The 21496-nt window shown below is 51.7% G+C and carries 21 protein-coding genes; 3 read left to right on the top strand and 18 right to left on the bottom strand.

Translation table 11 applies throughout. The features are described from left to right. Window positions 1–290 precede the first annotated feature (290 nt). The 8 genes from F459_RS22620 to F459_RS0119750 all read right to left on the bottom strand — a co-directional run bounded on the left by F459_RS22620 (window position 291) and on the right by F459_RS0119750 (window position 8916). On the bottom strand, window positions 291–2426 hold the full coding sequence (locus F459_RS22620; protein WP_020614435.1) for an HAD-IIB family hydrolase: 2136 nt from the start codon (window positions 2424–2426) through the stop codon (window positions 291–293). Between the two features lie 9 nt (window positions 2427–2435). Beyond that, on the bottom strand, window positions 2436–3032 hold the full coding sequence (gene pgsA / locus F459_RS0119780) for a CDP-diacylglycerol--glycerol-3-phosphate 3-phosphatidyltransferase (RefSeq protein WP_026295132.1): 597 nt from the start codon (window positions 3030–3032) through the stop codon (window positions 2436–2438). Between the two features lie 52 nt (window positions 3033–3084). Beyond that, entirely contained in the window at window positions 3085–3372 is a 288-nt protein-coding gene (locus F459_RS0119775) for a hypothetical protein (protein WP_020614433.1), read from the bottom strand. 22 nt (window positions 3373–3394) lie between these two features. Further along, a complete protein-coding gene (locus tag F459_RS0119770; RefSeq protein ID WP_020614432.1) occupies window positions 3395–4138 on the bottom strand; it encodes a hypothetical protein in 744 nt (247 codons plus the stop codon). Next, complete coding sequence (locus F459_RS0119765) at window positions 4128–5606, bottom strand: carboxypeptidase M32 (protein WP_020614431.1); 1479 nt, start codon at window positions 5604–5606, stop codon at window positions 4128–4130. Before F459_RS0119765 ends, F459_RS0119770 begins: the two co-directional genes overlap by 11 nt. Then, complete coding sequence (gene thrS, locus F459_RS0119760; RefSeq protein WP_026295131.1) at window positions 5603–7360, bottom strand: threonine--tRNA ligase; 1758 nt, start codon at window positions 7358–7360, stop codon at window positions 5603–5605. The genes F459_RS0119765 and thrS overlap by 4 nt, the downstream gene beginning before the upstream one ends. Before the next feature lie 372 nt (window positions 7361–7732). Next, complete coding sequence (locus F459_RS0119755) at window positions 7733–8533, bottom strand: alpha/beta fold hydrolase (RefSeq protein ID WP_026295130.1); 801 nt, start codon at window positions 8531–8533, stop codon at window positions 7733–7735. After that, window positions 8530–8916, bottom strand: a complete 387-nt coding sequence (locus F459_RS0119750; RefSeq protein WP_020614428.1) for a hypothetical protein — start codon at window positions 8914–8916, stop codon at window positions 8530–8532. The genes F459_RS0119755 and F459_RS0119750 overlap by 4 nt, the downstream gene beginning before the upstream one ends. A 112-nt stretch (window positions 8917–9028) precedes the next feature. On the opposite strand from F459_RS0119750, the gene F459_RS0119745 reads away from it, so the two are divergent. Then, window positions 9029–9841 carry an aspartate/glutamate racemase family protein gene (locus F459_RS0119745; RefSeq protein WP_020614427.1) on the top strand — a complete coding sequence of 271 codons (813 nt, stop codon included), beginning with the start codon at window positions 9029–9031 and terminating at the stop codon, window positions 9839–9841. A gap of 39 nt (window positions 9842–9880) precedes the next feature. Here F459_RS0119745 and F459_RS0119740 read toward each other — a convergent pair whose 3' ends face one another. The 10 genes from F459_RS0119740 to F459_RS0119695 all read right to left on the bottom strand — a co-directional run bounded on the left by F459_RS0119740 (window position 9881) and on the right by F459_RS0119695 (window position 19449). After that, window positions 9881–10690: an HAD-IIA family hydrolase gene (locus F459_RS0119740; protein ID WP_020614426.1), complete on the bottom strand. Its 810-nt coding sequence runs from the start codon at window positions 10688–10690 to the stop codon at window positions 9881–9883. After that, window positions 10683–11246 (bottom strand): nitroreductase family protein, encoded by a 564-nt coding sequence (locus tag F459_RS0119735; protein WP_020614425.1) that lies wholly within the window; start codon window positions 11244–11246, stop codon window positions 10683–10685. The genes F459_RS0119740 and F459_RS0119735 overlap by 8 nt, the downstream gene beginning before the upstream one ends. A gap of 17 nt (window positions 11247–11263) precedes the next feature. After that, on the bottom strand, window positions 11264–12115 hold the full coding sequence (gene ispH, locus F459_RS0119730) for a 4-hydroxy-3-methylbut-2-enyl diphosphate reductase (RefSeq protein ID WP_020614424.1): 852 nt from the start codon (window positions 12113–12115) through the stop codon (window positions 11264–11266). A gap of 55 nt (window positions 12116–12170) precedes the next feature. Then, entirely contained in the window at window positions 12171–13523 is a 1353-nt protein-coding gene (gene secF / locus F459_RS0119725; RefSeq protein WP_020614423.1) for a protein translocase subunit SecF, read from the bottom strand. Next, window positions 13520–15247 carry a protein translocase subunit SecD gene (secD, locus tag F459_RS0119720; protein WP_020614422.1) on the bottom strand — a complete coding sequence of 576 codons (1728 nt, stop codon included), beginning with the start codon at window positions 15245–15247 and terminating at the stop codon, window positions 13520–13522. The genes secF and secD overlap by 4 nt, the downstream gene beginning before the upstream one ends. A 45-nt stretch (window positions 15248–15292) precedes the next feature. After that, the gene (gene yajC, locus F459_RS0119715; protein WP_026295129.1) at window positions 15293–15661 is read right to left on the bottom strand and encodes a preprotein translocase subunit YajC; all 369 of its coding nucleotides are present in this window, start codon (window positions 15659–15661) and stop codon (window positions 15293–15295) included. Window positions 15662–15740: 79 nt separating this feature from the next. Next, the gene (locus F459_RS0119710; RefSeq protein WP_013255796.1) at window positions 15741–16034 is read right to left on the bottom strand and encodes a hypothetical protein; all 294 of its coding nucleotides are present in this window, start codon (window positions 16032–16034) and stop codon (window positions 15741–15743) included. Between the two features lie 116 nt (window positions 16035–16150). After that, window positions 16151–17812 carry a chaperonin GroEL gene (gene groL / locus F459_RS0119705; protein WP_026295128.1) on the bottom strand — a complete coding sequence of 554 codons (1662 nt, stop codon included), beginning with the start codon at window positions 17810–17812 and terminating at the stop codon, window positions 16151–16153. Between the two features lie 136 nt (window positions 17813–17948). Beyond that, window positions 17949–18533, bottom strand: coding sequence for an HD domain-containing protein (locus F459_RS0119700; RefSeq protein WP_020614419.1), 585 nt, complete (start codon window positions 18531–18533; stop codon window positions 17949–17951). Between the two features lie 115 nt (window positions 18534–18648). Then, window positions 18649–19449, bottom strand: coding sequence for a biotin--[acetyl-CoA-carboxylase] ligase (locus F459_RS0119695; RefSeq protein ID WP_020614418.1), 801 nt, complete (start codon window positions 19447–19449; stop codon window positions 18649–18651). Window positions 19450–19603: 154 nt separating this feature from the next. Between F459_RS0119695 and F459_RS0119685 the strand changes: the two genes are divergently transcribed. After that, complete coding sequence (locus F459_RS0119685; RefSeq protein WP_020614416.1) at window positions 19604–20074, top strand: arginine repressor; 471 nt, start codon at window positions 19604–19606, stop codon at window positions 20072–20074. Between the two features lie 119 nt (window positions 20075–20193). After that, the gene (locus tag F459_RS0119680) at window positions 20194–21465 is read left to right on the top strand and encodes an argininosuccinate synthase (RefSeq protein ID WP_020614415.1); all 1272 of its coding nucleotides are present in this window, start codon (window positions 20194–20196) and stop codon (window positions 21463–21465) included. The last annotated feature ends 31 nt before the right edge of the window (window positions 21466–21496 follow it).

Below are 21496 nucleotides of genomic sequence, written 5' to 3'. Positions count from 1 at the left end.
ACCTTTATGAGCGTGACGCCAGTTGTACCAAATCCCCTCAACCTTGTCAAGCAACTTTTTCAAGTTTCTTGTCGGTCAGGCATTGAACACAAAGGCAATCGCCACCGATGTTTCGCAAACATCGGAAAGTCAGCATATCAGCTCGTGGTTTCAGTGTCAACTGCAACGAAAGTGATTTACTGTCTTCACCGACCTGATGGTCGGCGCCTTTTGTTTCGGCGACGTTGGCAACTATACCTATCTGAGCTATTTATGTCAACCATTATGTAAAAAGTTCATGAAAAGAAACATTATCGTCCATCTTTTTCCCGAAAAGAGAAACGAACAAAGGCCCGTTCGAGCTTACTCCACAAGGAAGTGTCAAAAGAGAAATCTCGAATGATGGAAATCATGCGATGAAGGGCGAGTTCCGGTCTTTTCGGTAAGGACCCGGCTGCATTACGCATCAGAAGATGGTAATAGCGCATCTCCCACTCACGGATCACACGGGAAAGATAATGCGGGGCAATTATGGCCTCGGGAAAATTCGCCAAAGAACGCCGGAGTTCATCGTCAAGGAGTAGCGACTTCAGACTCTTCGCCATGGCAACCACATTTTCCGAGGGAACGACCATACCGTTTACACCGTCATGGATCAACTCGGGGACGGCCCCCTCATTAACGACGACACAGGGAAGGCGGTTCACCAGGGCCTCCAAAATGGAGATCCCCTGCGTTTCGGTCCGAGAAGGAGAAGCAAAGAGCTCACAGGCGCCAAAAACACCCGAAGAAACAAGCTCCTTTCGCTCCATTTTACCGGTAAAGATGATTGCCGCCGACGAGGGAAGAGAGGCCGCAAGACTCATAAGCTCTTCCCGCTCCGGGCCATCACCGATAATGAGCAATCTGGCATCCTGAACAGCAGGGTAGATTCGATCAAAAGCCTTTATAAGTACCGGTACACTTTTTTCCGTTGCCAGACGGCCAATATAGAGGATGGTTTTCCCCTTCAGACCGAACCGTTTTTTGAATTCATCGGCCCGGCTGTTATCGAAATCCCTCGGATCTATCCCATTGGATATGGTTATGACATCACTCTCGCAACCATTCTCCTGCAATAGCCTTGCGGTGACCCGGGAAGGCGCCACCACGAGATCAGAGGCATTGTTGAAGTAGTTGCAGAACTTCCACACCGTTTTCGCTTCGATCTTTATCAGCCCCTTAAACATATGCTCGTAATAGGCAGGATCACTGATAAGCGTATGAAAGGAAAACACAACAGGTAAGCCCAGGCGCCTTGCAAAACGAATTCCGAGAAAGGAGACAAGCGTCGGTGTCATAGCGTGCACTATATCGATGTTACACTTCCGAAGCATTCGATATACACTGTAGTCGTAGGGCGCCACCCAACGAAAATCTTCATAAAAGTTCGCAGGAATCGACGGAATCAGATGTACATCCACATTTTCATGTGAGTAATCGGGACGCTTTCGATGAGCCGGAGCAAAAAGCAACACATAGTGACCCCGCTCCGCAAGGTTTTCGGCAAGTTTCATGATTGAAGTAACTACGCCATTGACCTGAGGCAAAAAAGAATCGGTAAAAATCGCGATACGGAGCTGGTCGCCGCTTACGGGCACACGTTTTCTTCGCCCGCTGCCTCGCCCCTCCCGCAAAAGTGCTCCGACGATTTCGGCAAAACCTTCTCCACCCCGTTTCGAAGCCGTCCAGGCAGGTAGATGGCGCATCAGATGGGAAAAATCAGTGATATTACCGACCCCAAACGAGTGAGGGAAAAAGGCAAACATCGGTTCATCATTTGGAGAATCCCCACAAAACACAGCAGTCTGCTTTAATTCAGCCTCACCGAGGCCGTACCGGTACTGCATAAAGGCAGTAACCATGGAAAGCTTGTCGTAAGATCCGAACCAACAATTGACATGAATCGAGCTGATCTTCGCGACCGCCCCAAAACGTTCACAGACCTGTTTTATCTGCTCTGCGGTTTCGAGCCCAAGATCGGGAGGATCTTCCCGAAAATCGATGGCGAGATCGTACTTACGGCAAAATTGATCACGGGCGACCCTACTTCCCGGAACCTCTTCCAGCACAGCCTCCCGCACCTCTGCGAGACGTGATGTCAGGTCTTCATCGGCGATCGAAGGATGGGTATAGGTACGGATGGATCCATCTGTGGTACGGTAGTAAACAAAGGCCCCATTTTCGCCGACCACTGCATCTACCGGCCATTGCCGGATAATGAGATCACACCATCCTGCGGGACGGCCGGTAACGGGAATAACGGAAATACCGGCCCTGGAAAGCCTCCAAATCGCCTCATATGCATCGGCTGTCACACGGCCGTCGGTCGTAACCGTATCGTCTATATCGGTAAAAAGGAACCGCAGTGAAATCGATTCGGTGCGAAAAGCAGCAATATTTCGCACAAGTCTTCCTTAGGCTTCTCGCGCCCCGCCGGATCGCTCCGAAACAACGGCCGTCCTCACATAGGTAAGAAAGGAGGCCACCGAAGCAAAGGCGGCAATCAAAAAGACGACAAAGCTGATGTTACGCAGGGTCGGCAGTATTCCCGCAGAGGGAGAAAGTCGTTCGGTAAAGATAGTCGCAAGTCCGATGATCCCTGAAAATGCGTAAAAGACCGCTTTGATTTTCCCCCAAATCGACGCAGCCATCACAAAGCCCTTTTTGATCATGTACATGCGGAGAAAGGTGATGGCAAGTTCCCGATAAATAAGGATGACAAAGATCCACACAGGCATCAAACCTACTGCAGAAAAACAAATAAAGTAGGTCATCCGGCTGAATACATCGGCAAAGGGATCAAGAACCTTACCTATGTCGGTTACAAGATTTCGGGATCGGGCAATATGTCCGTCGAGCACATCGCTGGCTTCAATGCCGAGAAAAATCACAAGAAGTACAAAAGCCGAAACCATTTCCAATCTCCCCGTCCAGACAGGCAGAAAAAAAACGATAAAATAAAGAGGAGAAAGGATAAGCCGAAAAACGGTCAATTTGTTTGGTAAATTCATACATTGACATTAGTTTTTACAAAACGTTTCGTCAATCCCATGGGAACAACAGTTATAAGTTAATCACTTCCTGTCTGAGAAAGCGCCGCTCCTCCGGTTTACGAGAAAAACTGTACAAATGATGATATCCGCTACGAAGGCGCTTTCTAATCCGCGTCCGAATCATCCGCTCCTTATCTTTCCCGCTGGTAAACACGTATTCACGTTCACGCCCTGCGCCGGGAGCATTTCCCCACAGGATCGAAAGTGAGTAGGGAGAAAAAAGGTTCCCCTGCCGATCATGCAGGGTATAATATCGAGTCCTTCCGGACCGGTCGTTTTTATACAAGACAACAATCATTATTTCATCTATCGGCAGGCAGCTATCGGATATCAACCACAAAGCGATCGGCTTTTTTGAAAACATAGACGCCGTACTGCTCTAACGTGCGAGCTTCGGCGGATTCAGAGATCTCGGAGGATAAAGACCATAGTCTCAATCTTGTCATCATCCTGGCAGCGGACGACGAAAAGGGCATAGGGTTGTCGACATCTTGCGAAGCAACAAAACCTGTGGGAGGCAGAAAGAAAAGGCGGGGATCGGGTTTCAATCGACGATAGGGGATATATATCCGCCCATCATCAAGGCGGAAGAGAGCGGAGCGGAGGAAGCCGCCCGACAAGAGGTCAACATCAACAGTTTGTTCCGTAAGACGAATCAGGCGAAATTCGCCAAGCGCCCTTCCATCGGAAAGAGGAAACCAGGCGTCAAGATCATGGTGAAGCTGAAGGCCGAAAATGAGAAGCAGGGCGAGCAGAAGAGGAAGCAGTATCTGCCATCCTATCCGGACAAGCATCCCGAGGGCGAAAACGACAAGGCAGAAGAAGAGCAGAGATTTGCCCCACAGCACCTGGGGGAGAGAAACAAAAAAGATGGCGCCCAGCAACGATACGACGGCAAGGATAAGAAGAAAAAGTGAAAGCGTAATTGAGATGTGCCCGTTTTTCCGTCCCCAAAAGCGTCGTAACAAGGCCGCCGGAAGGATTCCGACGGCGCATCCGAAGAAAAACGAGGCAAAAAAGAGCCAGGTATAAATATTTTCTGCAATAAGCGTGCTATAGCCCATACAAACCAGTATACTTCTCCTCGAGGTATCTGGCAAAATAAGAAGCTTGTACAGGCTCTCCGGTTACAGATGTCATAAGCTCATTCGCCGTACGGGCCGCCCCATGGCGATACACCTTTTCCGTCAACCAGGAAAGCGGCACATGAAAGTGTCCGGCAGCTATCTGCGCATCAAGGTCAGAAACCTCCTTTCGCAGAGCGGCGAAAATCTGGGCACCGTAAAGATTCCCCAGAGCATATGTAGGAAAGTAACCAAAGGCCCCTCCGGACCAATGGGTATCCTGCAGCACACCCACGGCATCTGTTTCGGGACGAAAGCCCAAAAGCTCTTCACTGAGGGCGTTCCACGCCTCGGGAAGATCACGTAAAGGCAGATCTCCGGAAAGCATCTTTCGCTCAAGCCGATAGCGCAGAACAATATGCAATCCGTAGGTGACCTCATCGGCCTCCGTGCGGATATCCGAAGGCTTCACCTTATTCACGGCAAGCAAAAAACGCTCAAAAGGAACGGAAGAGAGATTTTCGGGGAAAATATTCTGTAATCTGGGATAAAAATAACGCCAGAAGGCAGCACCTCTTCCGATGATATTCTCCCAGGTTCGTGACTGCGATTCGTGGATTCCGTGACTGCTGCCCTGCCCCAGGATGGTGCCGACATACGAGGGAGCAACCCCCTGTTCATAGAGGGCATGACCGGTCTCATGGATTGTTCCGAAAATGGCCGTTTTGAATGCCCCCTCGTCGTACTTCGTGGTTATACGAATATCGTCGTCACCGGGACGGATGGTAAAGGGATGTACGGATTCGGCAATCGCACCGCGGGCAAAATCAAAGCCCATCGCTTCGGATACCTCACGGGAAAAAAGGCGCTGTCCCTCCTCGGGATAGTGGAGGAAAAGAAAACTATCGTCGACAGCCTTCTTATCGAGAATCCTGTCCAGTAAAGAGGAAAGAGAGGAGCCCATCTCGTCGAAAAGGCGGTCAACTGTGGAGCTTTTCATCCAGGGCTCATACTCATCCAAAAGCGCATCGTATCGATCATCTTCCCAGCCGATGGCGTCGGCCTTTTCCCGCGTCAGCTTCAAGAGCTCTTCAAGATAGGGTCGGAAGGCCTCATAGTTGTTCTCCTGCTTGGCATGGCGCCAGGCGAGCTGGCCCGTGGTCTGCTGCCTGGCCAGTTCCGTTACCAGCCGCCGGGGAAGCTTCACTGCCCGATCGTGCTCCCGCCGCAGCATTCTGATCAGAGGGTCGGAGGTATCAGCCCCTTCGAGAAGCGAAGCCATTTCCTCTCCGGCCACCCTGTCGTGAACCATTCCTTCGATAAGCGATATCTGCTCGGCACGACCGGTGACCGCCTTTGGCGGCATACCGGTCTCCTGGTCCCAGGATAGAAGCTGAGCAATCGAATCAAGGTTTCTGATCTCTCGATCAAGGTTTTGTAACTGTGCAGATGGTTCATTATGGGTCATACATTTTCCTTTGAAGCAACAATCTTCAGGGTCTGAGCGATAAACTCATCAAGGGCAAGGCCATTGACCTGTTCGCCGTTTCGTTTTCTAAGCGATACGCTTCGGCTTTCCTGTTCCTTTTCGCCAAGGATCAGCATGTAGGGGATCTTCTCTTTCTGGGCATTACGTATCTTTGCATTCATTCTGCTGTCCGAAAGATCGACATCCGCACGAAGGTTATGGCGACGAAGCTCGGTTTCAACCGATTTTGCATACGCTTCAAAGGCAGGAGCCACGGGAATCACCTGGACCTGAACAGGAGAAAGCCAGACAGGGAAGGCACCGCCATAGTGCTCAATCAGCACCCCAAAAAAGCGCTCAATGGAGCCAAGTAAGGCACGATGCACCATGTAGGGCTGCTTTTCCTTGCCGTCATGATCGACAAAGGTCATGCCGAAGCGCTTGGGTTCGTTGAAGTCGAACTGAACCGTTGAGAGTTGCCACGAACGGCCGAGGGCATCTTTTACCTTCAGATCGATCTTCGGACCATAGAAGGCACCGCCTCCTTCATCAACCTCGTATTCAAGCCCCTCGGCCTCAATCGCCTTTTGCAGTGACGCTTCGGCCAGTTTCCACTGTTCCGGATCGCCTACAGCCTTTTCGGGCCTGGTGGAGAGATAGGCCTGAATATCGCTAAACCCGAAGGCCCGCAGCATATGAAGACTGAAGCGCAGCACCTCCAGGATTTCATCCTCCACCTGTTCAGGGGTGCAAAAGATGTGGGCATCGTCCTGGGTAAAACCCCTTACCCGCATGAGACCGTGAAGGGTTCCGGACTTTTCATAACGATAGACCGTACCGAGTTCCGCCCAGCGAAAGGGCAGTTCACGATAGGAGTGCTTGTTGGTTTTATAGATCATGATATGGAAGGGACAGTTCATCGGCTTGGCATAGTAGTTGGCCTTATCCATCACCATCTCGGGATACATCCCCTCGGCATAAAAATCGAGGTGTCCAGAGGTCTCCCATAGCCAGGATTTTCCGACATGAGGGGTATAGAGCAGCTCATAACCGTTCTTAAAGTGCTCATCCTTCCAAAAGGTTTCGATCTGGTGCCTGATTCTGGCCCCCTTGGGGTGCCAGTAGACCAATCCAGGACCAGCCTCCTCGTGAAGGCTGAAAAGATCGAGTTCCCTTCCCAGTTTTCGATGGTCCCGCTTTTCCATCTCTTCCAAATGCTTCAGATAGAGACGAAGGTCCTTGGGACTCTCCCAGGCGGTCCCGTAGATACGGGTAAGCATGGGGTTGGTTTCCTTCCCGCGCCAATAAGCCCCGGCAATGGAGAGAAGCTTAAAAGCCTCGGCATTGAGATCGGCGGTATTTTCCACATGGGGCCCCCGGCAAAGATCGGTAAAGCTATCCTGCGAATAGAGGGACACCTCTTCACCTTCGGGAATCGCCTTCAAAAGTTCGACCTTGTACTGCTCGCCCTTGCCGCTGAAGAGTTTTTCAGCCTCTTCCCGACTAATGACCTTTCGCTGGAAGGGGTGCTTTCCCTTGATGATATCCTTCATTTTGGCTGATATCCTTTCAAGATCATCGTTTGCCAAAGGTTTCGGAAGGTCGAAATCATAGTAAAAGCCGTTTTCAATGGCAGGACCGATGGCCACTTTTGTTCCGGGGAAAAGGTCCACGACAGCCTCGGCCATAACATGGGCCATAGAGTGGCGAATTCTGTGCAGCTTTTCTTCCTGGGATAATCCTTGCAACGACATATAATCCTCCTGTATAGCGAAAAAAACCCCGAACTTCACGCCCTTCCTGCATGCAGGTAAGGACGAAAAGCCCGGGGCCCTTCGCGGTTCCACCTTACTTCCGTTTCGATCTTTTTCATTTCGATCAAAACGGCACTTCATTGATCCGTTTACGCCGGAGATACGGCAGAGCATACTTGAAGAGAATCAACAGACCTCTTCGTTCCGTCTGCGGCTCAGGAGGGGTTTTCGCGAAGGACCGACAGGAACCTTTCAGCCGGCGGGCAATAACAATATACCCGACAGGGTCCCCTCTCTCAGGGTCAAGCCGCTTTCGCTACTCGTCTCCATCAATGCCTTATGTATAGAATATGCTGTTTTCTCAGCAGGCTGTCAAGGAGAAGGATCGAGGGAGGCGAGAAAGGGGCTCACAAAGCGAAAAAAGGCATCGGGATTGTCGACCTGGACCCAATGGCCGGCATTGGGGACTTCGGCAAAACGCGCCAACGGGAAAAGCGCCAGGGCCGCTTTTCGCTGCTCGCTGTTCAGATACGAAGAGTGTTCTCCAGCGAGAAAAAGCGCAGGTAGTGGAGAGGGGGCCGTACCCTCCCCTACCGAAGCGGCGATATCATCGAGATGAGCCCTGATCGAAGCAAGGTTCAAGCGCCAGAAAAAATGCCCATCTTTGTCCCGACGCAGATTCTGAAGAAGAAAGGTACGTACCCGCCGGTCCTCAATGGAGGCGGCAAGCCTTTGATCAGCCTCTCCCCTGCCGCGTATGCCCGAAAGATCCAGAGAGCCCAGGGCCTCAACAATGGTGGTAAAACGATGCGGGTAAGCGTCGGGGCCGATATCCGCGACAACAAGTCCACGAACGAGAGAGGAATAATCGAAGGCCAGCTGCATAACAACCTTGCCCCCCATGGAGTGGCCGAGAAACACGGCCTGGTCGATTCTCAGGGCCGTACAGGTTTCAGCAACATCGGCCGCCATGACCTGATAATCGAGGGCATCTTCATGGTCGCTCTCTCCGTGATTACGGAGATCCAGGGTATAAACATCACGCAGCTCAGAAAGCTGTTCTGCCATCCGTCTCCAGTTTATCCCCGCGCCAAAAAGTCCGTGCACAATAATCAAAGCGCAACGAGCACAAGGAGAACCTGAGCAAGGATACTGTACATGAGAGAGGATCACGGATTGCCAGCCTTTCGGGACCAGACAGCGGCAAAGAGGTTGGGAGCATTACGATTCATGTTCGATATCCGTTCATCCTTTCCTTCCAGTCGAAGAAGAAGCGATCCAAACAATAGCCCCTTTTTCGGCACCAGCTGCAGGACGGCATCATCGGAAAAGCTTAACAACTCAAGACCGGTAATCGGATTGGCACTCACAAAGAACCATCCACCGGACATAAGGAAAATAAGCCACCGCTTTCCCCTGAATACACCGCCGGAAGCAGCGAGAAGTTCACCATCGGAAGGAAGTACCCGGGTAAGATGCCGATATTCCAATCGATGCCTGAAAGAGTCGTAGAGCCCAAGCTGGCCCAAACGTTCCGCAAGATAGGATCCATCCATCTTCTCATCCTACGATTCATCGTTCACAGGGTCAAGCAAAAGAGGCACTTGTATCGCTTTACCGTTGGCGATATCCTTCTTCCCAGAGGAAGAAACGGAAAGGAGAGCCGTCATGCAGGAAGAATCAGCAAACAAACGAGGAGCCATCATCGTAGGGGGAGGCGTCGGCCCCATGGCCGGCGTGAAGCTACACGAAAAGATCATTGCTTTCACCATCACGGACGGAAGCGACCAGGGCCATCTGGATCTGATCCACACCTCACGATCACGACTCATTCCCGACCGTACCCGGTTTCTTCAGGATCCCCAGGGGCACAATCCCGGCACGGTTATGGCAGAGCTTGTGGCAGCTACGGCAGCAGCATTCCAGTGTCCGGAGGATCAAATCCCTGCGCCTCTGGCAGCAGGGGTTCCCTGTAACACCTTCCATGCCCCACTCGTTTGGAACGCCTTCACAAAACAACTTAAGCAGCTAAACGCTGCCGTGAGGCCAGTTCACATGCTCGACGAGACGGTTGAAGAGCTTAGACAGCGGTTTGCCCCGGGGGCACATGTCGGCATTCTCTCGACCATCGGAACAAAGGAAAGCGGGGTGTGGAGAAATGCGATCCAAGAGGCCGGCTTCATTCCCCTCGAAACCGACCGGATCTGGACAGAGAAGGTCCATGGGGCGATCTACGACCACGGCTGGGGTCTTAAGGCAAAGAGTCCGGCCTCCGGGAAGGCAAAGGCCATGCTACAGGAAGCGGCAGAATACCTTATTACTAAAGGAGCCGATGCCATTATCCTCGGTTGTACCGAAATTCCCCTTGCACTCCGGGAAGGGCCTTTTCGAGACGTGATGCTGGTGGACCCGGTCAGCTCCCTTGCTCGGGCGCTTATCAGGACGGCAGGAGCAAAGAGCGCTCCCTGCCCGGCCGGTTAGTACACATAGTGTCCGGAATCCTGGTGGTAAACAAAGAGATCAGGAAGCTATGGCTCCCACCCCCTCCAAAATATGGTGCGGGCGATAGGCAAAGCTTTCGGCCCTTGAAAGATCGGTCACTCCGCTAAGCACCAGAACCGTCTCTATTTCGCTCTCAAGCCCCGATTTGATGTCGGTATCCATTCTGTCCCCTATAATGACCGTCTCTTCCCTGCGTGATTCAAGCCGTTTAAGTGCACTACGCATCATCAGAGGGTTGGGTTTTCCGATAAAATAGGGCTCCGCCTCGGCTGCGAGAGCAATAGGGGTAATGAGAGCACCTGTGGCCGGCGCGATTCCCCGCTCGGTAGGCCCGGTTAAATCGGGATTTGTGCCGATCAATCGAGCTCCGCCCCGCACCAAAGAAACCGCATGAAACAATGTCTCGGTGTTGTAGTTCCGGCTCTCACCAACGACAACATAATCGGGATTAATATCATTCATGGCATAACCGACCTCGTAAAGCGCATTGATCAGTCCCGCTTCTCCAATCACATAAGCGGAACCTTCGGGCTTCTGCGAGGCAAGAAAGCTTGCGGTTGCCAGAGCGCTGGTATAAAAATGCCCAGGATCAACATCGACCCCCATCCTTGCAAGCTTCTGATGCAACTCTCTGGGGGAACGTTCACTCGAATTGGTAAGGAAAAGAAAGCGTTTATTCTCCCGCTGCAACCAGGTAATAAAGCGATCGGCTCCATCGAGAAGCCTGTTCCCATGATACAAAACACCATCCATATCACAAATAAAGGCAGATTTATTTCGAATCCGTTCAAGCCTATCCTGCAGCTTGTCAATCGCCTCGTCACTCATCGAAATACCATCCGTTTTTTGAAACAAGATCCTCCACAGCCCTTCGCTCCTGCCTGCTTGACTCCAAAACAAGATGTTTTTCCGAAAGATGGCTGTTGTCACCGGGATACCCCACAACCACAATGGTGATCAAAATGTGTGGTTCGGGTATCTTGAGCCCCTTTTTCAGCTGTGTATCGGAGAACCCCGCTATGGGATGGGCCACAAGCCCCTCGGCCACAGCCTGGAGCTGCATATTCATGACGGCCATTCCCGTATCAAAGAGAGCATAGCTTCTTCGATCTTCCAGATCACAATCAAAGACAGGGTCCGTCACAGCAAGAAGATACAAGGGAGCCTTCTTTGCCCAGTAGTTTCCGCCCGAAAGAGCGTCCCTCACGACAGATAGTGCAGGCTCTTCGTCAACGACAACAAAACGCCAGGGCTGTTTATTGGCGCAGGAGGGAGCAAGTAGTGCGGCCCTCGAAATCCGTTGCTTCACATCCTCGGGAACGCCCTGTTCACCGATGGCACGAAACGCCCGCCTCTTTTCAATTTCGCTAATGATCTCTGCCATGACATCCATCCTTCCCTTTAGAGAGCCTTCAAAGCGGCCTCTACGCCAAAAATGATATCATCCGGAGTAGAAGCCCCGGCTGTAATTCCGATGCTTCGGTAATCCGCCATTTCGGACACGATCCCACGGGCATCCTCAATATGCCACGCCCGAGAGACAAGCCGCAAGGCGGCCTCATATAATCGTCGAGTATTTGAACTGTTTTTTCCACCGACGACTACAATTGCCTCCACCTCGGAGGCAAGTTCCTCCAAAGCCTTTTGTCGCGCGGCAGTAGCAGGACAAATTGTGTTGTATCGGGCGAAAGGAAATCCTCGCTCATCACAACGCTTCTCAAGAAAAGAAGATATTTCTTCAAAAAGAGGCAGGGAAAAGGTAGTCTGGCTTATCAAAAGCACAGGCCCTGAGGGTTCAAAGGATTCCGCATCCTTTCGGTTGTTGAGAACCGAAACACCCTCTCCATAGCTGCTTACCGCTATCACTTCCCCGTGTTCCCGGTCACCGGTCATACAGACCGCTTCTCCTTTTTTGCAATAGTCGTGGACGATCTTCTGGGATTTTCCGACGCGGGGACAGGTACCATCGTACACGACATATCCGGCTTGCTTTACCTGGTCGGAAACACTCTTGGGCACACCGTGGGCCCGAAAAACCACCCGATCACCATCCTGTAGTTCCTCAAGGCTGTGAACAACGACGACACCGCGTCTTGCCAAAGAATCAAGCACGATGGAATTATGAATAATAGGGCCGAAGGTAACGACACGACCACCGTCCTTTTCGACAAGGGCCTTTTCAACAAGATCAAGAGCGCGACGTACACCAAAACAGAAACCCATTGTTTTTGAAAGTACAATCTTACGATTCATCGTTTTCAATATACAAAAAAAAGCCCGCCCCGACAGGGGCGGACCATCATTTACGCTATTTTTTCCGTTTTTGCTGTCGTTTGCCTTTCAACTTTCTATCGGCCTTTGGAATTTCAACCGGACCTGAAACAGCATCGGGCGATTCCTCACCCGAAACCGAAGAGTCGGTCGATAGTGCGGCACCCTTCGGACCGGTACTCTGAGTATGAACGTGAAGCTTCTTTGCCTTTCGCTTATCCGAAGCCCGGGTGATTCCGAGTAACACAGGACTGGCGATAAAGATGGAAGAATAGGTACCGACCACAATACCGACAATCAAATTGAGGGCAAAATCCTTAATTGCGCCCGTACCGAAAAAGTAAAGGGCGAGAACAGCCAACAAGGTTGTGAGGCTGGTCATTAAGGTTCTGCTCAAGGACTGTGTAATACTGGTATCGATAATCACATCCATGGGCCGGTCCTTCATCAAGCCCATATTTTCACGAATTCGGTCGAAAACAACGATCGTATCGTTAAGAGAGTAACCAACAATGGTAAGAACCGCCGCTATGGTGGTCGTCGAGACCTCCAGCCTGAACACACCGATAAAACCAAGCATGATCAAAACATCATGGACCAAGGCGGTAATCGACGAGATGGCGAATCCGAACCGAAACCTGACCCAGATGTAGATGAGAATAAGCACCAGGGCAAGGATGGTCAACGTAACAGACTGGCTTGCAAGGTCCTGACTGAACCGAGGGCCGACATAATCGGACTGCTTTACCACGGCAGTACCATCGCCAAAGGCATTTTCAAGGTCGGAAACAATCTTCTTTTCGTAGGCATCCTTATTTCCACCCGCAGGATCGGCGATTCTCAGTAGGAATTCCTGACGGGCAGGATCCCCTACTACCTGGACCTGAGGATTTTCAAAGGCGGCTAAAGCATCTCGAATCTGATTAATTTCAACGGCCGACTCAGTGCCATCCGGGGAAACATTGACCCCCTGTGCCTCAGTCGAAAGCGAAAGGGGAAAATCAAGACCCGTAGCAATGGATGAGGGCCTGGCAGAGGGCCTCTGCGCAGAGGCGGTAATGCCGTCTATGCCGTTCAGCGCATCCGCAAGGGCCTTAATCGTCGAATAATCGGCGAGAGCGAATCGATGCTTTGTGACCCCCTCATCACCACGAACCTCCAGAACAGCGGTACCGTTGTTGATATCGAGGGTGGCCGCTCCGGATCCGGTATACGAAAGGGTAAACCCCACAGGAGCAATCTGTACCCGCTGGCTTAATCCCGCCTGAAAATCAATACCAAGATTAAAACCGCCCAGGGAAATCGTGCCGACAATACCGGCAAGAATCAGGGACAGGGAGATTGCAAACATGAGGTACCGTATTTTGGTAAATCGTACTACTTTGGTCATCTGATCCTCCAGCCGATACTCAGTTTTTTCACCTTCAGTTGCTCAATGCCGAAGTCGAAGATGAGTCTGGAGACGAACAAAGCGGTAAACATGGAACTGACAATACCAACAGCCAAGGTATTTGCAAAACCCTGAACAGGCCCGCTGCCGAGCTGACTAAGAACCAATGCAGCGATAAAGGTCGTAATATTGGCATCCATGATGGTCCAGAACGCCTTCCTGAAACCCGCTTTGGCCGAAGCCTCCGGCGTCTTTCCAAGACGATACTCTTCTTTGATACGCTCAAAGATAATAACATTGGCGTCGACCGCCATACCAACCGTCAGAATCAAACCGGCGATACTGGTAAGGGTAAGGGTAAGGTTAAAGGCCGAAAGAATCGACACCATGATGACCAGGTTCAAAATCAAGGCAATATCGGAAACAATCCCGGCAACCTGATAATACAGAAGCATGAAAATAATAACCAGGATAAAACTCAAGGTAATGGCCTTCAAACCCTGACGAACCGAATCCTCACCAAGACTTGCACCGACGGCCTGCTGGTTGTTGATTTTCAAATCAACCGGCATTGCCGCTGTTCTCAGAACCAGGGCGAGATCGTTCGCCTCTTTTCGGTCAAAGCCGCTCATCTGGACACGTTCACGAATCGGCTCGTTGATTACCGCCATCGATTTGACCTTGTCATCCATTAAAATGGCAAGCGTCCCTTTCTGGTTTGTGCTTGTCAACTGGAAGAAGATCTCGCCACCCTCCTGATCAAGGGTAAAATTGATGACAGGCTTGCCTGTAACGGGATGATTTCCAACGGTCGCATTCTGGATGTGACTTCCGTCAAGGCCGACCTCTTCCCGAACCACGACCCAGCGCCTCAGCTGATCGATGCCGTAACTATCCTTTTCATAGAATCCGCGGACAACATAACCGGCCGGAACAAAATCGGGAGTAATGACATGCCCCTGATCATCGTAGGCCTTTGTGGGATTCTGCTGAAAGTACTGCACGACCTTCTGGCTCAGTTCCTGATCGACAATATGAAAACTCAAGGAGCCCTTACCCATAAGAAACGAGTTTACTCGCTCGGGATCGGCCGCACCGGGAATATCGATATTGATCTGGTTCGTTCCCTGCTGACGAATCTGAGGCTCGGTCACACCAAATTTGTCGATTCGGTTGTTGAGGATCTCCATGGCCCGCTGTACAGCCTGGTTTTGATCATCCACAGTCGGGGGATGACCGAGACGCTTCTCAAGGCTGTCGAGATCGGCTTCGAGCAGGATACTCATACCGCCGGAAAGGTCGAGACCGAGTTGCAGTACCGACCCACCCTCATCTTTCAGATCAAACAACTTTGTCCGATAGTATCCTTCAATTGCCGAGAAAGCCGCCTCTTCGGTATTAAACCCCTTCAAAAGGGTTGAGACTGTCCATTTAGAAGGAAGGTCCCTGCCGTCGAGCTTGTAGTGCTCCTTAGCAATCGGTATCAGATAAGCATATTTCTCGGGAACAGCGTCCGAACCGGACGCCGCGACCAGGGATTTCAATTCTCCAACAGCTTTTGCCGCCTGGCCTCTGGCATAAGCCTGAATCTGCTGCTTGCTTCCGGCTGCGAGCTCTTTCTGCGCCTGCGGAACCATAAAGTACCACTCGAACGTGGGGTACAGAAAGACCCCGCATACGACAAGTACCAGCAGCACAATGAATAAACGTGAACGTTTGCTCATACGTTAAACTCCGGTAGGGATTTGTCTTTTTGACAAGGAAAGGTCTTAGGCGTCTTTCTTGGATGAAGAGGCCTCTTCCTTACCCTGTTCAACTACTGTAGATATCGCACTCTTGGTAAACTCGAGCTTGGTATTATCGTCCACCTTCAAAACAACGGTCTGGTCCTTGACGGAAACAACAGTTCCGCGAATTCCGCCGATACTGACCACCCGGTCGCCCTTCTTTAAGGCTTCAAGCATCTTCTTCGCATCTTTTTGCTTTTTATTCTGAGGACGAATGATCAGAAAGTAAAAAATCAGAATAACGAGCCCAAAAGTGACGAACGTCGTCATCATCTGTCCGGAACCACCGCTGCCCGCGGCACCCTCCGGAGCTCCCATCAATATGGGTAAATTAGCTAACATCTCCATCATAGAAAACGCACCTTTTCATGTTGATTTCGAAAAAACGTACCACGGATACTCGGCCGCGTCAAGAATGGCCTACGAGAACTCATATTCTTGAGACCTTCGTCACCCCTTCCGGGACCGAAAAAACCCCGAGCAAGCGCTTCATATCGTCGATTCCCTCAAGATGAGCCCCGCTGACCCGGTTATAAGCATCCACGACCAGCTTCATCGAATCCCGGTCGTCGTCATACAGAGCCATGCGAAAAGCCGCACGGAACAATCCCTGTTCGCTAAGCTGGGCTGCGGAAAGCTTCGAATAGTGTCTGGCAGTCCTGGAATCGATCAAAGCGGTATCGCCCTGATATCCGATGGAAAACACAAAATCATCTCTTTTCATTGTTCTCTGTGTCCTCTACTAAACACAAAAGGCCCCCGCGCACCTTGGCACAGGGGCCCTACATAGTCAAGACAGAAAACCGTGAAACGGTATACTGCCATCGCCTAACAGCGATGTTACATCATACCGCCCATGCCTCCCATTCCGCCCATGCCTCCCATTCCGGCACCAGGAGCACCGGCAGCGGGCTCATTCTTCTCGGGCAGATCGGTAATGGAGCACTCGGTGGTAAGCAGAAGCGCTGCAATGGAAGCGGCGTTCTGAAGAGCACTGCGGGTAACCTTGGCAGGATCAATAATCCCAGCCTTGAGCATATCGGTCCATTCCATCTTTCCGGCGTCGAAACCGATGCCCTTCTTCTCGTGCTTTGCCTTGTCCGCAATGATCGCACCGTCGAGACCGGCATTGATGGCGATCTGGCGGATCGGTTCTTCCAAGGCGCGGCGGACGATCCTGTATCCTACCTGCTCCTCATCACCAAAGGAGGAAATATCCTTTTTCTCGAGGGCGTGTACTGCCTGGATCAGGGTAAGACCACCGCCGGGGATAACCCCTTCTTCGATGGCGGCCCTGGTAGCGGAAAGAGCATCCTCAACCCGGTGCTTCTTCTCCTTCAATTCAACCTCGGTTGCCGCACCGACATTGATCACGGCGACACCGCCGGCCAATTTGGCAAGTCGCTCCTGGAGCTTCTCGCGGTCGTAATCGCTGGTGGTATCCTCGATCTGGGCCTTGATCTGAGCAATTCGGTCCTTAAGATCGGAAGCCTTACCCTCACCATTGATGATGGTGGTGTTTTCTTTCTCAACCTTGACGGTCTTTGCCTGACCGAGCTGAGTGAGATCGGTGCTTTCGAGCTTCATTCCAAGCTCTTCGCTAATCACCTGCCCACCGGTAAGAATAGCGATATCTTCGAGCATAGCCTTTCGGCGATCACCGAAACCCGGGGCCTTAACCGCAACGGCATTCAGGGTTCCGCGGATGCTGTTGACAACCAGGGTGGCAAGAGCCTCACCATCCACATCCTCGGCAATGATAAGAATCGGCTTATTGGCCTGGGCAACCTTCTCAAGAATGGGAAGAAGATCCTTCATGTTGGAAATCTTCTTGTCGTGAATCAAGATATAAGGGCTTTCAAGAACGGCAGTCATGGTCTCGCGGTTGGTTGCGAAATAGGGAGAGAGATAACCGCGATCGAACTGCATACCCTCGACGAAGTCGGTTGAAGTGTCGATGTTCTTCGACTCCTCAACGGTGATGACACCGTCCTTTCCGACCTTTTCCATTGCATTGGCGATCTCATCACCAATCTCACGATCGTTGTTGGCGGAAATGGTTGCAACCTGAGCGATCTCTTCCTTGTCCTTGATCTCTTTTGCATTTTTCTTGATTTCCGCAATCGCATCTTCAACAGCCTTGTCGATTCCGCGCTTGATACCCATGGGGTTGATTCCGGCGGCAACGCTCTTCATCCCCTCTTTAATAATGGAGTAGGCAAGAACCGTCGCAGTGGTGGTTCCGTCACCGGCAACATCATTGGTTTTGGTCGCCACCTCTTTCAGCAGCTGAGCACCCATGTTCTCAAAAGGATCTTCGAGCTCAACCTCTTTCGCGACGGAAACACCGTCCTTGGTGACTGTAGGAGCACCGAATTTCTTGTCAATCAGAACATTTCGTCCCTTGGGCCCAAGGGTAACCTTTACCGCGTTGGAAATCTTCTCAACGCCCCTGGTCAGTGATCTGCGGGCCTCTTCGTTAAAACTGAGCTGTTTCGCCATCGTCATAACCTCGCTTCTCTATTAGTGTTATTAATGTGTTTAATAATGAAGAGCTAATGCTATTTCTGAAGCTAAGATACAAATATTTCGGGCAAACGCCAAGAAAAAATTTGTACTTTTTCAGCTTTCTTCTCTTTTAGCCCTCTTCTCCGACCGTGCCCTTCAAGCCGATCTCTTCGGCGACCGTCCGCATTCCCTCGATAGTATCGGTGATAAGATCGCTCACCTCGACGCCGAGCATAGCGGCCCCCTTCTCGATAATCGAACGGTCGACACCGGCGGCAAAACCCGCCGACTTCCATTTTTTCTTTACCGATTTCGCCTTCATATCCAAAACGCTTCGGGAGGGACGAACCAAGGCAGTGGCAGTCACTAAACCTGTCAATTCATCAACGGCAAAAAGGCTCTTTTCCATTACGCTTTGCGGCTCTACATCGACGCAAATTCCCCAGCCGTGACTTTGGACCGCACGAATATACTCCTCGGGCCAGTGGTCGGCCTCCATCAGCTCCCTCACCTTGACGCAGTGCTCTTCCGGATACTTCTCATAATCGACATCGTGAATCAAACCGACGATGCCCCACTTCTCTTCATCCTCACCCGCCTTTCGGGCAAGATGCCGCATCACCGCTTCGACGGACAATGCGTGTTTGATCAGAGCCTCTGATTCCGTCCACTTTGTTAAAAGAGCCCATGCATCTTCCCGCGTCGGCTTTTCCATGATTCTGCTCCTCCTCTATCGTTTCTATCTTTTTTGTATCTATTCCGGGCGCCCCCCAGCCGCTACGCGGCCGGGTCGGGCCTCTGCGGGGTACGCTCATCGCTCCCGTCCTTCGCTATCGCTCAGGACCGCCTTCGGCGCCCTCCGAGTCCCTGGCGCGGGGAAAGAGTATCTCAGCACTAAAAAAAGCATCGGGCTCACCGGCTCCGGTGTCAAGCAAGAGTTCGCCGCGCTCTCCAATCCCCACAAGACGACCGCGCACCTTCCTACCGTCATTCGGGTCACCGTCAAGCAAGGTAATCTCCCGGTCCCGGAGGTAGAGTATGTCGCTGCAGCGCCGGTGCCAAAGCGAATCGGAAAGCGCAGCATCAAGGGCCGTAAGAAGCTCGGGCAGAAGGCTGAGAGGGTCGAATAGCATCCCCGACTCCAGTAAGAGGCTGGTAGCCCCGAAAGCGGAGGTGTTGCCTTCCCGTCCCTCAAGCGGCAGGGATTTCTGGGCAACATTCAAGCCGATCCCCACGGCGGCAACCGAACCGTAGCGCTCACAAAGGATACCGCTTACCTTTTTGCCGTCGAGCAAAAGGTCGTTCGGCCACTTTAAAAGAGGGTGTAACGTCGTTTTCCGCTCTATAAGGGTCGCAAGAGCAAGGGCCGCAATCATGGGCAAGGGCGCCCCCCGTCCCTCGACACGATCCTTCGGAAGAGCGACGGTGAACATCAGACTTTCTCCGGGAGCCGATTCCCAGCGCCTTCCGGATACCCGGCAGCGGCCGGATTGCTGAAATCCCGCAGCCACCACAAAACCGGGTTTTCGGCCCTCGGAAACCAGCATTCGAACCCGATGCATGGTGGAATCGACGACAGGTTCGTAGTAAACGGCACCCCCGAAGGGGTTTGAACAGCCCAAAACATCCATTTCCAAACTCTACCCGAGGCGGGCTCTTTTGACAATCACGTATAATCATGTGAAAAAGCACTTTTTTTTAAAAAACCACTTGCAAAAAAAGGTAATTCATCATAATTTTTATACAAATTTTCGGTATAAATATTCATTTTTACAGGAAGAAACAATGAAGGAACGTAGCCAACGCCTTCGTAAGATACGGGAACTGATTCGGGAAAACAGGATAGAAAGCCAGGAAGCGCTTTTGGAGCGGCTTCATGATGAGAATTACAAGGTTACCCAGGCGACCTTGAGTCGCGACCTTAAATTTCTCAAGGTGGGTAAGATTTCCGACGGCTGGTCGGGCTACTACTACGCCCTTCCGGAGGATGAAAACTCCAATGAGTCGGAAAAGGGACTTGTCCAGGACATGCATCGGGGGGTGGTTTCCATGGAGTTCTCCGGAAACCTGGGGGTTATCAAAACCCGTCAGGGCCATGCGGACAGTGTCGCCTTTGCCCTGGACAAGCTCAACCTTCCTGAGGTCCTTGGAAGTGTCGCGGGAGACGATACCATCTTTGTCGTGCTCCGGGAAGGTGTGACGAAGGAAGACCTTCTTCAGACCTTCCGGGAACGCATTCCCGAAATAGGAGCCTAACGATGCATAATCACGCAACATTTCTGATCGAAATTCAGATGAAGGGACGCTTCCTCCGTCGAGGCTAAGCTTCGGAACCCCCGCAGAAACATACTACTACACAAAACAAGGAGAACCTAATGAGTTCGGAAATTAAAAAGATTGCCCTCGCTTATTCGGGTGGGCTGGACACCAGCATCATTATTCCATGGTTGAAAGAGCACTATCCCGGCAGCGAAATTGTCGGTGTCTGTGTCAATGTCGGACAGGACGAAGAGTGGGACAACATGGAACAAAAGGCCCTCGATTCCGGGGCAAGTAAACTCTACATCAGAGATGTTCGGGATGAGTTCTGTGATGATTATCTCTACCCCCTCATCAGATCAGGCGGAATCTACGAAGGAAAGTATTATCTGGGAACCGCCATCGCACGCCCCCTGCAGGCAAAGCATATTGCGGAAATTGCCATGGCGGAGGGGGCCCAGGCTGTTGCCCACGGCTGTACCGGAAAGGGAAACGATCAGGTTCGCTTCGAATTGAGCTTCAAGGCCCTTGCTCCCCAACTGAAGGTCATCGCCCCCTGGAGGGTCTGGGACATCACCAGCCGTGAGGAGGCCATCGACTATGCCACCGCACACCACGTTCCCCTCGGAAACATCAGCAAGAAAAATATCTACAGCCGTGACTGGAATATCTGGCATATGAGCCACGAGGGTGGAGATCTTGAGGACCCCTACAACAGGCCGCAGGAACCCATGTTCCAGCTTACCAAAAGTCCCCAAAACGCACCGGATAAGGAGACCGAAATCATCCTCCAGTTCGATAAGAGCAAGCCCGTTGCCCTGAACGGTAAAAAGATGAGTTTCCTGGAGATTCTTGAAGAGCTTAACAGGCTTGGGGCCGAAAACGGTATCGGCCGGTCGGATGTGGTGGAGACAAGACTCGTCGGAATGAAGAGCCGGGGAGTCTACGAAACCCCGGGAGGAACGATCCTCTTTGCGGCCCTGAAAGAGCTCGAGATGATCACCATCGATCCCGATGTGCTTTCGATGAAACAGCAGATGGCCCTGAAGTATTCAGAGGTGGTTTACAGCGGAAAGTGGTTCACCTCCATCAGAAGGTCTCTCGATGCCTTCATGGCCGAAGCATGCAAGTATGTAACCGGTGAGGTTCGGCTTGTACTTTATAAGGGGAACATCATCGTCGGAGGCAGACGTTCACCCTATTCGCTTTACATGGCGGATCTCGCCTCTTTCGGCGCGACAAGCTATAATCACGCCGATGCGACCGGATTCATCAACCTCTACGGCCTCTCTACGGGCGTGGCGGCGATGGTCCACAAAAAAATGGATGCGGAAACAGGGCAGGCTCCCGCCATGCTCGGAACCGCTGCAACCTTTCACGATAAATAGCGGCTTTCATCTTTCTTTGTGGTAACATTGG

The sequence above is a fragment of the Sediminispirochaeta bajacaliforniensis DSM 16054 genome (assembly GCF_000378205.1).
Taxonomy (GTDB): Bacteria; Spirochaetota; Spirochaetia; order DSM-16054; family Sediminispirochaetaceae; genus Sediminispirochaeta; species Sediminispirochaeta bajacaliforniensis.
This window is presented reverse-complemented; position numbering and strand designations above follow the sequence as displayed.

Excerpts from the sequence above, each read along its gene's own strand:
- pgsA (WP_026295132.1), bottom strand. The coding sequence starts at position 3,032 with ATGAATTTACCAAACAAATTGACCGTTTTTCGGCTTATCCTTTCTCCT.
- F459_RS0119775 (WP_020614433.1), bottom strand. The coding sequence starts at position 3,372 with ATGATTGTTGTCTTGTATAAAAACGACCGGTCCGGAAGGACTCGATAT.
- F459_RS0119770 (WP_020614432.1), bottom strand. The coding sequence starts at position 4,138 with ATGGGCTATAGCACGCTTATTGCAGAAAATATTTATACCTGGCTCTTT.
- F459_RS0119765 (WP_020614431.1), bottom strand. The coding sequence starts at position 5,606 with ATGACCCATAATGAACCATCTGCACAGTTACAAAACCTTGATCGAGAG.
- thrS (WP_026295131.1), bottom strand. The coding sequence starts at position 7,360 with ATGTCGTTGCAAGGATTATCCCAGGAAGAAAAGCTGCACAGAATTCGC.
- F459_RS0119750 (WP_020614428.1), bottom strand. The coding sequence starts at position 8,916 with ATGGATGGATCCTATCTTGCGGAACGTTTGGGCCAGCTTGGGCTCTAC.
- F459_RS0119745 (WP_020614427.1), top strand. The coding sequence starts at position 9,029 with ATGCAGGAAGAATCAGCAAACAAACGAGGAGCCATCATCGTAGGGGGA.
- F459_RS0119740 (WP_020614426.1), bottom strand. The coding sequence starts at position 10,690 with ATGAGTGACGAGGCGATTGACAAGCTGCAGGATAGGCTTGAACGGATT.
- F459_RS0119735 (WP_020614425.1), bottom strand. The coding sequence starts at position 11,246 with ATGGCAGAGATCATTAGCGAAATTGAAAAGAGGCGGGCGTTTCGTGCC.
- ispH (WP_020614424.1), bottom strand. The coding sequence starts at position 12,115 with ATGAATCGTAAGATTGTACTTTCAAAAACAATGGGTTTCTGTTTTGGT.
- secF (WP_020614423.1), bottom strand. The coding sequence starts at position 13,523 with ATGACCAAAGTAGTACGATTTACCAAAATACGGTACCTCATGTTTGCA.
- secD (WP_020614422.1), bottom strand. The coding sequence starts at position 15,247 with ATGAGCAAACGTTCACGTTTATTCATTGTGCTGCTGGTACTTGTCGTA.
- yajC (WP_026295129.1), bottom strand. The coding sequence starts at position 15,661 with ATGATGGAGATGTTAGCTAATTTACCCATATTGATGGGAGCTCCGGAG.
- F459_RS0119710 (WP_013255796.1), bottom strand. The coding sequence starts at position 16,034 with ATGAAAAGAGATGATTTTGTGTTTTCCATCGGATATCAGGGCGATACC.
- groL (WP_026295128.1), bottom strand. The coding sequence starts at position 17,812 with ATGGCGAAACAGCTCAGTTTTAACGAAGAGGCCCGCAGATCACTGACC.
- F459_RS0119700 (WP_020614419.1), bottom strand. The coding sequence starts at position 18,533 with ATGGAAAAGCCGACGCGGGAAGATGCATGGGCTCTTTTAACAAAGTGG.
- F459_RS0119695 (WP_020614418.1), bottom strand. The coding sequence starts at position 19,449 with ATGGATGTTTTGGGCTGTTCAAACCCCTTCGGGGGTGCCGTTTACTAC.
- F459_RS0119685 (WP_020614416.1), top strand. The coding sequence starts at position 19,604 with ATGAAGGAACGTAGCCAACGCCTTCGTAAGATACGGGAACTGATTCGG.
- F459_RS0119680 (WP_020614415.1), top strand. The coding sequence starts at position 20,194 with ATGAGTTCGGAAATTAAAAAGATTGCCCTCGCTTATTCGGGTGGGCTG.